Source organism: Serratia sp. LTN-2 (assembly GCF_059740205.1).
This window is the reverse complement of the sequence record NZ_JCAXDO010000007.1, coordinates 93,363-106,266: the sequence shown is the minus strand read 5'-3', so window position 1 is coordinate 106,266 and position 12,904 is coordinate 93,363. Positions and strand designations below refer to the sequence as shown.

Below are 12,904 nucleotides of genomic sequence, written 5' to 3'. Positions count from 1 at the left end.
TTCTATTTTACCCGCTCCGCTTCAATCCACTCATCCACCATATTGGCCCATTGCTGCAGCATATCCCGGCGCTGTTCGGCATACTCTGCTTTGTTGTATACCGCGCGCACGCCGCGCTGCTCATGGGCCAAACACTTCTCAATCCAATCCGTATTAAACCCTTCTTCATGCAACAGCGTGCTGGCAGTTCTACGCAGATCGTGAACTGTGAAGTGCGCTATTTCTTTTCCTGATTCCCTGATTTTTTCATTGGTCGTATTGATCACCCGGTTAAGCGCAGAGTTAGACATAGATTTTCTTGGGTTATACCTGGCAGGCAGGATGTAATCGGAACCACACGCTGCCACTTGGAGTGCAACCATGATGTCGATCGCCTGCTGAGACAGATAAACAACATGCGGCCGCCCCGCCTTCATCCGCTCAGCTGGTATCGTCCAGCGCGCTGAAGAGAAATCGACCTCCTTCCAGGTGGCGTCAGTCAGCTCACCCTTGCGCACCATTGTTATCAGTATCAGCTTCAAGGCCAGCTTTAATGAAGACGCGGCGCCGGTAGAGTTAAGTGCATTGAAGAACAGTCCGATCTCATAAGGTTCCAGCGCGCGATCTCGCTCTTCAAATGTGGCAATGCTGGAGGCTTTGATATTTGCCGCTGGGTTTGGCACTGCGTGGCCACGGTCAATAGCATGGGTGAAAACAGCACTGACAATTTCCCGCACCTGGATCGCCGTCGCCCTGGCGCCGCGGTCGACTATCTTATCGCACAGTGTGCGGAGCATTGGCGTAGTGATTTCATGCAGAAGTTTTTTCCCCAGCGTTGGCAGGACGTCTCTGTCGATCACTGCCTGTTTCATCGCCCGAGTGCTATCCGCAAGGCGGACGTGTTTCATATAGGCGACGGTATAATCAGAGAAATTTTCCGCCCCCTTTATTTGCATGATACCGTCGCGCTTTGCTGCAGCTGGCGACTGGCCTGCATCCACCATCTTTTTGGCGGTATTGAGTTCGTCGCGCGCTTCAGCCAATGTGATACCGTCAGCACCATATCGGCCGATCGTCAGCGTCTCGCGCCGGCCATTAATTCGATAGTCATATCGGAAGGAGACGGAGCCGCTTGGCTGCACGGCAACGTAGAGGCCATCACGATCGGTGACTTTATAGAGTTTCTCTCTTGGCTTCAGGTTTTTCAGTTTCGTATCTGTGAGCATGCCGGCTACTCTCTGCTGTGGTTGATACCGTCAATATTTACCAAAAAGGTGGCGAACGGATTAGGCCGAGAGTACAGCGAAAGTTGATATACCGTCAAAGGTACCGTCAAAAATTGAATGCTTTCAAGAATAGTAATTGATAGTCAGAAAGAGAAAACCCCCGAACAGCAAAGCCACAGCGGGGGTTTTTAAATAATCAGTGATAGTCAGTAATTAGCTGTTCATCATTCCCACTCAATCGTCGCTGGCGGCTTGCCGCTGATGTCGTACACCACGCGGGAGATGCCGTTCACTTCGTTGATGATACGGTTGGAGACGCGGCCGAGGAAGTCATACGGCAGGTGCGCCCAGTGCGCGGTCATGAAGTCGATAGTTTCCACCGCACGCAGGGAGACCACCCAGTCGTATTTGCGGCCGTCGCCCATCACGCCGACCGAACGCACCGGCAGGAACACGGTGAACGCCTGGCTGACTTTGTTGTACAGGTCGGCTTTGTGCAGCTCTTCGATGAAGATGGCGTCTGCGCGGCGCAGCAGATCGCAGTACTCTTTCTTCACTTCGCCCAGCACGCGCACACCCAGACCCGGGCCCGGGAACGGGTGGCGGAACAGCATGTCGTACGGCAGGCCCAGCTCCAGGCCAATCTTGCGCACTTCGTCTTTGAACAGCTCTTTCAGCGGTTCGACCAGGCCCAGCTTCATCTCTTTCGGCAGACCACCCACGTTGTGGTGCGATTTGATCACGTGCGCTTTGCCGGTGGCGGAAGCGGCGGATTCGATCACGTCCGGGTAGATGGTGCCCTGTGCCAGCCATTTCACCTGCTCTTGCTTGCAGGCTTCTTCGTCGAACACTTCAACGAACACGCGGCCGATGATTTTACGCTTGGCTTCCGGCTCGTCCACGCCCGCCAGTGCGGTCAGGAAGCGGTTTTCCGCCTCGACGTGCACGATGTTCAGGCCGAAGTGGTCGCCAAACATTTCCATCACCTGCTTGGCTTCGTTCAGGCGCAGCAGGCCGTTGTCGACGAATACGCAGGTCAGGCGTTTGCCGATGGCGCGGTGCAGCAGCATCGCGGTCACGGAGGAGTCGACGCCGCCGGACAGGCCGAGGATCACGTGGTCTTCACCCACCTGCTCGCGGATGCGCTCGACTGCATCTTCGATGATGGTGGCCGGGGTCCACAGGGCTTCACACTGGCAGATGTCCAGTACGAAACGCTCCAGCATGCGCTGACCCTGACGGGTGTGGGTCACTTCCGGGTGGAACTGCACGCCGTAGAAGCGTTTTTCTTCGTTGGCCATAATGGCGAACGGGCAGGTGTCGGTGCTGGCGATGGTCACGAAGTCGGATGGGATCGCGGTCACTTTGTCGCCGTGGCTCATCCACACGTCCAGCAGCGGTTTGCCGGCCGGGCTGATGGCGTCTTCGATGTCGCGCAGCAGCGCGCTCTCTTTGACGATTTCCACCTGCGCGTAACCGAACTCGCGTTCGTTGGAGCCCTGCACATGGCCACCCAGCTGCATCGCCATGGTCTGCATGCCGTAGCACACGCCCAGCACTGGCACGCCGGCGTTGAACACGTAGTCCGGGGCGCGCGGGCTGCCGGCTTCGGTGGTGCTTTCCGGGCCGCCGGACAGGATGATGCCGCTTGGGTTGAATTCGCGGATCTGCTCTTCGCTAACGTCCCAGGCCCACAGTTCGCAGTAAACGCCGATTTCGCGCACGCGGCGGGCGACCAGTTGGGTGTATTGCGAACCGAAGTCCAGTATGAGGATGCGATGCTTATGGATATTTTGTGTCATTGAGGCGAATTCCAGCAACAAGAGAAAAAGAGCGAAAATGTGTGTTTCGGGATGGGGCTTGGCGCCCCACCCCGGCCTCTCACTCAGGAGAGGTTAAGGCATTAGCCCATGCGGTAGTTCGGTGACTCTTTGGTGATGGTCACGTCATGCACGTGGCTTTCCTGAATGCCGGCGCCGCTGATGCGCACGAACTCCGCCTTGGTGCGCAGATCGTCGATGGTGGCGCAGCCGGTCAGGCCCATGCAAGAGCGCAGGCCGCCCATCTGCTGGTGCACGATGGCTTTCAGCATGCCTTTATAGGCCACGCGGCCTTCGATACCTTCCGGCACCAGTTTGTCGGCGGCGTTATCGGTCTGGAAGTAACGGTCGGAAGAGCCTTTGGACATCGCGCCCAGCGAGCCCATGCCGCGGTAAGATTTGAACGAACGGCCCTGATACAGCTCGATTTCGCCCGGGGATTCTTCGGTGCCCGCCAGCATGGAGCCAACCATCACGCAGGATGCGCCTGCGGCGATCGCTTTGGCGATGTCGCCGGAGAAGCGGATGCCGCCGTCGGCGATAACCGGGATGCCGGTGCCTTCCAGCGCTTCCACCGCGTCGGCGATGGCGGTGATCTGCGGCACGCCCACGCCGGTCACGATACGGGTAGTACAGATAGAGCCAGGGCCGATACCCACTTTCACCGCGCTCACGCCGGCTTCAGCCAGCGCTTTGGCGCCCGCTGCGGTCGCGACGTTGCCGCCGACGATCTGCAGATCCGGGTATTTGGCGCGGGTTTCGCGAATGCGCTGCAATACGCCTTCGGAGTGACCGTGCGAGGAGTCGATCAGCAGAACGTCAACGCCCGCCGCCACCAGCGCGTCAACGCGCTCTTCGTTGCCGGCACCGGCGCCAACCGCCGCGCCTACGCGCAGACGGCCGTGCTCGTCTTTACAGGCGTTCGGCTTACGTTCCGCTTTCTGGAAGTCTTTAACGGTGATCATGCCCAGCAGGTGGAAGCTGTCGTCCACCACCAGCGCTTTCTCTACGCGCTTTTCGTGCATCTTCTGCAGCACCACGTCGCGCGCTTCACCTTCTTTCACGGTGACCAGGCGATCTTTCGGCGTCATGACCGCGGTGACCGGCTGGGTCAGATCGGTCACGAAGCGCACGTCGCGGCCGGTGATGATGCCGACCAGCTCGTTGTCTTCGGTAACGACCGGGTAACCGGCGAAGCCGTTGCGCGCGGTCAGCTCTTTCACTTCCTGCAGCGTGGTGGTTGGGGTAACGGTCTGCGGGTCGGTGACTACGCCGCTTTCATGTTTCTTCACGCGGCTAACTTCTTCAGCCTGACGCTCGATGGACATGTTTTTGTGGATGAAGCCCAGGCCGCCTTCCTGCGCCAGCGCGATGGCCAGGCCGGATTCGGTAACGGTATCCATGGCTGCGGACAGCATAGGGATGTTCAGGCGGATGGTTTTGGTCAGTTGGGTGCCGAGCTCTGCAGTGTTAGGCAGAACCGTGGAGTGGGCTGGAACCAGGAGGACGTCGTCAAACGTCAGAGCTTCTTTAGCGATACGTAGCATGGGCAATATCTCACCAGGGTGGGCTGTGAAAAAGATAAAATATTGCCGCGGCATTATACAGAGCGGAATCGGTTGCCTCCAGCACTTTCTTACAAAAAGTCTTGATTACCTTTTTCAGCCATGTAGTATCGACCAATTAAGTGATTGTTTTGAAATTTGATCTGGGTCACATGACGCTACCTGTTTCGCCTTCCATTTTTACCGTAAGCCGCCTCAATCAGACGGTTCGCCAACTGCTGGAAATGGAAATGGGGCAGATTTGGCTCTCCGCCGAGATCTCCAACCTCTCCCAGCCCGCCTCCGGCCACTGGTATTTCACGCTGAAAGACGACCGCGCCCAGGTGCGCTGCGCGATGTTCCGCAACAGCAACCGCCGCGTCACCTTCCGGCCGCAAAACGGCCAACAGGTATTGGTGCGCGCCAGCATCACGCTGTATGAACCGCGCGGCGACTATCAGCTGATCGCCGAGAGCATGCAGCCCGCCGGCGACGGCCTGCTGCAGCAACAGTTCGAGCAGCTGAAACAGCGCCTGAGCGCCGAAGGGCTGTTCGATCAGCAGTTCAAGCAGCCGCTGCCCACCCCGGCCAAACGCGTCGGGGTGATCACCTCCGCCAGCGGCGCGGCGCTGCACGATATTCTGCAGGTATTGCAGCGGCGCGATCCGGCGCTGCCGATCGTCATCTACCCCACCTCGGTGCAGGGCGCGGAAGCGCCGATGCAGATCGTGCGCGCCATCGAGACCGCCAACCGCCGCGACGAATGCGACGTGCTGGTCGTCGGCCGCGGCGGCGGTTCGCTGGAGGATCTGTGGAGCTTCAACGACGAACGCGTGGCGCGGGCGATCTTCGCCAGCCGTATTCCGATCGTCAGCGCCGTCGGCCATGAAACCGACGTCACCATCGCCGACTTCGTCGCCGACCTGCGCGCGCCGACCCCATCCGCCGCTGCCGAACTGGTCAGCCGCAATCAGCTCGAGCTGTTGCGCCAGCTGCAGTCGCAGCAGCAGCGGCTGGAGATGGCGATGGATTACTACCTGGCGCAGCGCCAGCAGCAGTTCACCCGCATTCACCACCGTTTACAGCAGCAGCATCCGCATCTGCGCCTGGCGCGCCAGCAGACGCTGCTGTTCAAGCTGCAGCGCCGGATGGAAGACGGTATGCAGCAACAGCTGCGCCTGGCCGCCCGCCGCAGCGAGCGCGCCCAGCAACGGCTGGCGCAGGTGCAGCCGCAGGGCCGCATTCACCGCTACCAACAGCGCGTGCAGCAGCAGGAATACCGTCTGCAGCAGGCGATGGAGCGGCAGCTCAACGCCTACCGTCAGCGCTTCGGCGTGGCCTGCAGCCAGCTGGAGACCGTCAGCCCGCTGGCGACGCTGGCGCGCGGCTACAGCGTGACGCAAACCCCGCGCGGCGAGCTGCTGAAAACCACCAAACAGGCGCAGGTCGGCGAACTGCTGAAAACCCGTCTGCAGGATGGCTGGGTGGAAAGCGAGGTGAAAACCATTACCGTCGCCAAAAAGCCGCGCAAGAAACGCGCGGCCGAATAGCCCCTACTCCAGCGTAAAGCGCTCGCCCGGTTCGCCGTTCACCCACAGCGCGCGCGTTTCGCCTTCCGGCAGGCTGAGCGTCAGCGTGCGCCAGGCCGGGCGAAAACGCCCTTCCGTCGCGATATCCAGCATGATGCGCTGATTGTCGCAGCGCATTTCCCAGCGCAGCCACAGCGCATCGCCCTGCCGCCAACCTTCGCTTTCGCCGTCGTCCTCAAACAACAGCCCGCTGCTCACGCCGCAACCCTTGAGCGGAAACAGCCGCAGCTCGCGCCGATCGTCGGCGGCCACGTCCACATGCGCCAGCCGCTGCGACAACGGCAGCGCCGCCCCGGCGCGCACCAGCAGCGGCAAACGCTCCAGCGGTGCCGCCAGCGTCACCGTCTGGCCGCCGCCGAACCACTGGCCGCTGTAGAAGCAGTACCAGCCTTCGCCGTTGTCCGGCAGATATACCGAACGCCGGCGCTGCCCCGGCTCCACCACGCTGGCCACCAGCAGATCGCGGCCGATCAGAAAATCGTCGTTCTCGCCAAAGGTGCGCGCATCCTGTTCGTGGTCGAGGAAGGTCGGGCGCAGCATCGGCTCATCGTCAGCGCAGGCCTGCCACAACAGGGTGTAGAAATACGGCAGCAGCCGGTAACGCAGGTTGATCGCCTCGCGCACCGCCGGGGTGGCGCTCGGGTACATCCAGGGCTCGTTGACCGTGGCGTCGTCGTTCCAGGAATGAATGGTGAAACGCGGATGCATCACGCCGTTTTGCACCCAGCGCACCAGCAGCTCCGCGTCCGGTTTGTCGCCGGAGAAGCCGCCGACGTCGTGGCCGAGGTTATACAACCCGGACAGGCTCATGCCCAGCCCCATGCGGATGTTGTAGCGCAGTGTCTGCCAACTGGTGCGGTTGTCGCCGCTCCAGGTTTGCACATAGCGCTGCATGCCGGCGCAGCCGGAGCGCGAGATCAGGTACGGCCGCTTCTGCGGCGCGAAGCGCTGCTGGGCCTCCATCGAGGCGCGCATCATCAGCAGCGGCATCACCGGGCGGATATGCTTGATGGCGATCGGCCGCCCGAAGCCATGGCAGCGCGCTTCGCCGTCCCACACTTCGTACTCGTTGTTGTCGTTCCAGGTCGAGTCGATGCCCATCTCCAGCAGCTGCTGCGTGACGCCCTGCTGCCACCAGCGCACCGCCGCCGGGTTGGTGAAGTCGAGGTGCGATCCTTCGTCGTCCCAGAAGCTGGAGCGCTCGGGCGCGTCGCTTTGCGAGTCGCGGATAAACAGCCCCTGCGCCGCCACCTCCCGGTACTGCGGGTGATCCTGCAGCAGGCACGGCTTGATGTTGGCCGCCAGCCTGAGGCCGGCGTCGTGAAACGCCTGGCTGAGCAGCTTGGGCTGCGGCACCTTGTCGTAATTCCAGTTGAACACGTAGCGCTTGTGGTTGATCGAGGTGTAGCCCGACGACAGCTGGAAGGAGTCGCAGGGAATGGCGTGTTGACGGCACAGCGCGATGAACTGCTGCAGCTGTTGCTGGGCGTCCGGCGCGTCGGTGTAGTGCATGGTCGAGCCGCTGTAGCCCAGGCTCCACTTCGGCCCGAAGTGGGTGCGGCCGGTCAGGCGCACGAAGGCCTTGGTGACGTCCAGTACTTGCGGCCCGAGGAACAGGTAGTAATCCAGATCGCCCGCTTCGGCCTGATAGCGACGATAGGCCGCGTGGTAGTTATCGATCTCGTTGCCCAGATCCAGCCAGCAGCTGCTCAGGTTGTCGTAGAACAGGCCGAAACTCGCCTCCGGCCCGCGGGTGATGGTGAACGGAATGTGCTTGTACAGCGGATCGGTGCTGCCGGCGTTGTAACCCATGGCGTCCAGGTTACGCATCTCAAAGCGGCGGCCGGTGCGCTCCAGATCGCCGGCTTTCTCCCCCAGGCCGTAATAGCGCTCATCGGCGAAACGCCGCTGGTAGTGCGCCACACCGTCGCCGTGCGCATTGAGCAGGTAGGCGCTGGTCGGCCGATCCGCCGCCAGCGGCCGCCATTCGCCGGCGGCGTTGCAATACTCCCAGGCCAGCCACAGCGGCTGATGCACCGTCACGCGCAGCAGCGGCGTGCTGACCACCAGCCGATCGCCTGCCTGGCGCAGCTGATAGCCCGGCAGGCTGAAACCGGCGACGCTGAGCCGTTCGCGCCCCTCCCAGGGCACATCCTCCTGCGGCGCGATGCTCCAGGTGCGATCCAGCGCCAGCTCGCCGTCGCGTTTGATCAGCACGCGGAACAGATCTTTTTCCAGCACGTACAGACAGAAGCGGTGGCGTTCATCGACCAGCAGCTCAATATGGTCGGCATGCTGCGCCACCAACGTCCAGTTTTTCAACGTTTTCATAAGTATTCCACTTAGCTGTGTGAAGGGGTTTTGTTACCGCCGCGCTCGGCGATCAGGGCAATCAGGAACACAGCGCCGATCAGATCGAAGAAGCCCATGGCGATGAACAGCGGGTTGAAGCCGATGGTGTCGGACACCGCGCCGATCAGCAGCGTGAACAGGAAGCTGGCGATCCAGGCGCTGGAGCCGCGCATGCCGTTGACCGTCGCCATCTGGTTTTTATCGAACGACTCCACCACCAGCGCGCTGAGCATGCAGGAGATCACCTGATGGCCGAAGCCGCCGATCGAGATCAGCGCGATCGCCACATAGGGATCCTGGGTGATCGCCACGAACGCCAGTGACACCATCAGGAAGGCGCCGGTCACCGAGCTGGCGACCACCGAGTTGACGCGGCTGCAGCCGAACCACTTGCGGTACAGGGTGGTGAGATAACCGCTGGCGACGCTGCCGATGTCCGCCGCCAGGAACGGCAGCCAGGCGAACATCGCGATCTGTTTCAGATCCATGCCGCGTTCGGTGGCCAGGTACAGCGGCACCCAGAAGCTGAATACCGCCCAGGCCGGCTCGGCGAGAAAGGCCGGGATGGCGATGCCGTAGAATTTCTTGTTCTTGCACAGGCTGGCCAACGAGGTGAGGAACGGCAGCTTCGGCAGCACCGGTTCGTTGTCTTCGCGGATCAGATCCAGCTCTTGCTGGCTGAGGTTCGGGTGCTGCTGCGGCGAGTGGTAGAACAGCCACCACAGCACCACCCAGATCAGCGCCAGCCCGCCGGAGAACAGGAACGCCCCCTGCCAGCCGAAGGAGACGTGAGCGATGACGATGATCGGCGGTGCCAGCATGGCGCCGATGGAGAAGCCGACGCCCGCCCAGCCGGCGGCGATCGGCCGTTCCTTCTTCGGGAACCAGTCGGAGATCGCCTTGGCGTTGGCCGGGGTGGCCGCCGCCTCCGCGCCCCCCATGAAGAAACGCAGAATGGCCAGTTGCAGCCAGCTGCCGGCGCCGGCGTGCAGCATGCATACCACCGCCCAAATGCCGGCGCAGATCAAAAAGCCCATCTTCAGGCCGATCACGTCGATCAGCCAGCCGCAGATCGGCTGAAACACCGTGTAGGCCAGCTGGAACGAGGCCACCACCCAGGCGTATTGCTCGGTGCTCATGTTCAGACTGGTTTTCAGCTCCGGCGCCAGAATGCCCAGCGAGTTGCGGGTGATGTAGTTGACCGTGACGCCCAGCAAGAACAGCGCCAGCATCCACCAGCGCAGCGATTTGAACTTGCGCCGGCCGCTCTGCGCGACCGCCTGATTGATCTCCACACTCATCGATTCTCTCCCCGCGGCCGCCGGTTACGACGACGCGCGTTTCGGTAGGTACGTTGCGCTATCAAAAAAGGAGCGGTGAAAACGGGTCGGCGCCGTATCGTCGGCCGACGGACAGTCACAACCCCATGATTTATTTTTTGTTTTCTTTTTTGCACACCGTTAAAATTGGACTGACAGGTCGCAAAAATTGGTGTACCAATGCAGACTACTCAGCGATAGCGCACAGCGAAACGGGGTTTTTTGCAAAGATTTTCACAGGCGGGTGAAAAAATAGTCATAATGGCCGGCAAAGCCGGTCAAGATGCTGAAAAGCCGCAGTGAAAATATTCTCACGGATGAATTTGAAGGAGATCACAAAATGAACGGAAAGCTGAAAATCCAGGAGATCGCCCGCCAAACCGGGCTGTCGATCAGCACCGTTTCCCGCGTGCTGGCGGGCAAGGCCAACACCAGCGCCGAGGCGCGCCGCAAGGTGCTGGACTGTGCGCAGCAAAACGGCATTCTGCAGGGCATTTCCAGCGGCCGGCTGATGCTGAACAACGTGATGGTGTTCGCGCCGCAGCGCGCGTTCGACGTGCGCACCGATATCTTCTATTACAAGGTCATTCAGGGCATCGCCGCCGCGCTGATGCAGCACGAGGTGCGCATCCGCTACTGCGGGCTGGAAGAGCAGCACAGCGACGGCGCGCTGTTTCTGGAAAAGATGAGCGATCCGCATACCGAAGCGGCGCTGCTCATCGGCATCGACGACGAGCATATCCACACTCTGGCCGCCGACCTGCACAAGCCGTGCGTGTTGATTAACTGCAGCGATCGGCAGATGCGGCTGGACAGCGTTTCGCCGGATCATCAGCTGATCGGCGACTACTCCGCCAGCTACCTGTTCCAACAGGGGCACAGCCACATCCTCAATCTGCAGTGCCTGCGCCGCCACACCATGGAGCTGCGGCTGGCGGGCATCCGCCAGGCCTACGATCGGCATCACCTGCCGTTCGACGATGGCCGCCATCTGGTGACCACCTCCGGCTTCGGCAGCGAAGAGGCCGAGCAGGCGCTGACCACCTATCTGAACCGCGCCCCGCTGCCGACGGCGATCCTGGCCGGCGGCGACTACATGGCGGTCGGGGCGGTCAAGGCGCTCAATAAACTGGGGCTGAGCGTGCCGGGCGACGTCTCGGTGATGAGCACCGACGGCTTCAACCTGGCGGAAATCCACGACGTGCCGCTGACCTCGGTGCAGGTGCCGCGCGATGAGCTGGGCTACGAGGCGATCCAGCTGCTGCAGCGGCGCATGCTGCGCCCCGACGCGCCGCCGTGCAATCTGCTGCTGCACGGCCGGCTGGCGGTGCGCGCCTCAGTGCGGCGCGTCAGCCCGCACAAGAGCGCGCCGGCGGTGAGCACGCATAACCACAGGCTTTATGACGAGTAGACTACACTTAGGCTCAGTGCATTCATTCGATGAGGTAAAATTTTTGCCTAAGGAGAGCCACTATGTCAGCCCAGCGCATGCGTTCCGTCATTCCTCCCTACATGCTGCGCCGCATCATTGAACACGGCAACGCCCCGCAGCGCGACTGCGCGCTGCACACCCTGAACCACGTGCAAAGCCTGCTCGGCAACAAGCCGCTGCGTTCACCAACCGAAAAGAACGCCAGAGCCGGTGAAGCGATCCGCGATATCTACGACGCCCAAAACGGCACCCAACTGCCCGGCAAACAGGTGCGCAAAGAGGGGCAACCCAGCAACCACGACGTGGCGGTGGACGAAGCCTACGACTACCTCGGCGTCACCTACGATTTCTTCTGGCAGGCCTACCGCCGCAATTCGCTGGACAATAAAGGGCTGCCGCTGACCGGCAGCGTGCACTACGGCAAGGAGTACCAGAACGCCTTCTGGAACGGCCAGCAGATGGTGTTCGGCGACGGCGACGGCGAGATCTTCAACCGTTTCACCATCGCCATCGACGTAGTCGGCCACGAGCTGGCGCACGGGGTGACCGAGAGCGAAGCCGGGCTGATCTACTACCAACAATCCGGGGCGCTCAACGAATCGCTGTCCGACGTGTTCGGCTCGCTGGTCAAGCAGTTCCATCTGCAGCAAACCGCCGATAAAGCCGACTGGCTGATCGGCGCCGGGCTGCTCGCCAAGGGCATCAAAGGCAAAGGGCTGCGTTCGATGTCGGCGCCCGGCACCGCCTACGACGACCCGCTGCTGGGCAAGGACCCGCAGCCCGCCAGCATGCAGGATTATATTCAGACCAAGGAAGACAATGGCGGCGTGCACCTCAACTCCGGCATTCCCAATCGCGCCTTCTACCTGGCGGCAGCCGCGCTGGGCGGCTTCGCCTGGGAAAAAGCCGGCTACGTTTGGTATGACACGGTGTGCGACAAAGCGCTGCCGCAAAACGCCGACTTCGCCACCTTTGCCCGCGCCACGGTGAAACATGCGCAAGCGCGTTTCGATCAGAGCGTGGCGGACAAGGTGCAGCAAGCCTGGCATCAGGTGGGGGTGGAATAATGAAACCGCTGCCGACGCTCAATCAGGATACGGTCATTGAGCTGGCGCGCGAGGGAGGCTTCGCCTACATTCCCAAACTGGCGGGCCAGCGCCGCATCGCGCTGGCCGATATCACGCCGGAGCAGCGGCAGCGTCTGAATCAGTTGCTGAACCAGACGCTGCCCTATGCGCAGGAAGAAGGCCAACCCGCCTCCCCCGGCTGTGGCGACCAGCGCTACTACCGCGTGCAGATCAACTACACCAGCCCCACCCTGAGCAGCGAGATCGTGCTGCTAATCCCGGAGAGCAGCGCGCCGCAGGCGCTGGTGGATCTGTGGAAAACCGGCCAGGTGGATGAGTGAGGGCTTACAGCGGCTGATAGCTGAAATTCACCCGCTTTTTGGAGATCAGCCCGTGCCCGTTCTGGCACAGGTAATCCACCGCCCCGCAGGCTTTCAATTCTTGCAGCGGCTGCCCGCATTCCGGGCAGCTCGCCAGCTGCCGATAATCGCGCTGACAGGCTTCACAATGGTAGTGACCCGCTACCCAATTCATGATCTGACGGCATTGCGGACAGTGCGCTTCCATAACGACTCC

At 61.5% G+C, this 12,904-nt stretch carries 10 protein-coding genes; 4 read left to right on the top strand and 6 right to left on the bottom strand.

Annotation, left to right across the window (positions count from 1 at the left end; translation table 11 throughout):
* Window positions 1–2 precede the first annotated feature (2 nt).
* The 3 genes from AC6BYQ_RS15330 to guaB all read right to left on the bottom strand — a co-directional run bounded on the left by AC6BYQ_RS15330 (window position 3) and on the right by guaB (window position 4,572).
* Window positions 3–1,205 (bottom strand): tyrosine-type recombinase/integrase, encoded by a 1,203-nt coding sequence (locus AC6BYQ_RS15330; protein WP_498057132.1) that lies wholly within the window; start codon window positions 1,203–1,205, stop codon window positions 3–5.
* A gap of 224 nt (window positions 1,206–1,429) precedes the next feature.
* A complete protein-coding gene (gene guaA, locus AC6BYQ_RS15325; RefSeq protein ID WP_019452367.1) occupies window positions 1,430–3,007 on the bottom strand; it encodes a glutamine-hydrolyzing GMP synthase in 1,578 nt (525 codons plus the stop codon).
* 101 nt (window positions 3,008–3,108) lie between these two features.
* Window positions 3,109–4,572, bottom strand: a complete 1,464-nt coding sequence (gene guaB / locus AC6BYQ_RS15320; protein ID WP_026036091.1) for an IMP dehydrogenase — start codon at window positions 4,570–4,572, stop codon at window positions 3,109–3,111.
* A gap of 170 nt (window positions 4,573–4,742) precedes the next feature.
* Between guaB and xseA the strand changes: the two genes are divergently transcribed.
* Window positions 4,743–6,119, top strand: a complete 1,377-nt coding sequence (gene xseA, locus AC6BYQ_RS15315) for an exodeoxyribonuclease VII large subunit (RefSeq protein ID WP_498057205.1) — start codon at window positions 4,743–4,745, stop codon at window positions 6,117–6,119.
* A gap of 3 nt (window positions 6,120–6,122) precedes the next feature.
* Here the strand turns inward: xseA and AC6BYQ_RS15310 are convergent, their stop codons facing one another.
* Window positions 6,123–8,489 (bottom strand): glycoside hydrolase family 31 protein, encoded by a 2,367-nt coding sequence (locus AC6BYQ_RS15310; RefSeq protein ID WP_498057131.1) that lies wholly within the window; start codon window positions 8,487–8,489, stop codon window positions 6,123–6,125.
* 11 nt (window positions 8,490–8,500) lie between these two features.
* Window positions 8,501–9,811, bottom strand: a complete 1,311-nt coding sequence (locus tag AC6BYQ_RS15305) for an MFS transporter (protein WP_198637062.1) — start codon at window positions 9,809–9,811, stop codon at window positions 8,501–8,503.
* Window positions 9,812–10,169: 358 nt separating this feature from the next.
* On the opposite strand from AC6BYQ_RS15305, the gene AC6BYQ_RS15300 reads away from it, so the two are divergent.
* The 3 genes from AC6BYQ_RS15300 (at window position 10,170) to AC6BYQ_RS15290 (ending at window position 12,669) form a co-directional block, all read left to right on the top strand.
* Entirely contained in the window at window positions 10,170–11,240 is a 1,071-nt protein-coding gene (locus AC6BYQ_RS15300; protein WP_025159557.1) for a LacI family DNA-binding transcriptional regulator, read from the top strand.
* Window positions 11,241–11,302: 62 nt separating this feature from the next.
* The gene (locus tag AC6BYQ_RS15295; protein ID WP_498057130.1) at window positions 11,303–12,328 is read left to right on the top strand and encodes a M4 family metallopeptidase; all 1,026 of its coding nucleotides are present in this window, start codon (window positions 11,303–11,305) and stop codon (window positions 12,326–12,328) included.
* The gene (locus AC6BYQ_RS15290) at window positions 12,328–12,669 is read left to right on the top strand and encodes a protealysin inhibitor emfourin (RefSeq protein WP_019452360.1); all 342 of its coding nucleotides are present in this window, start codon (window positions 12,328–12,330) and stop codon (window positions 12,667–12,669) included. The genes AC6BYQ_RS15295 and AC6BYQ_RS15290 overlap by 1 nt, the downstream gene beginning before the upstream one ends.
* Before the next feature lie 4 nt (window positions 12,670–12,673).
* Here the strand turns inward: AC6BYQ_RS15290 and AC6BYQ_RS15285 are convergent, their stop codons facing one another.
* Window positions 12,674–12,895: a zinc ribbon domain-containing protein gene (locus tag AC6BYQ_RS15285; RefSeq protein ID WP_019452359.1), complete on the bottom strand. Its 222-nt coding sequence runs from the start codon at window positions 12,893–12,895 to the stop codon at window positions 12,674–12,676.
* Window positions 12,896–12,904: the final 9 nt, after the last annotated feature.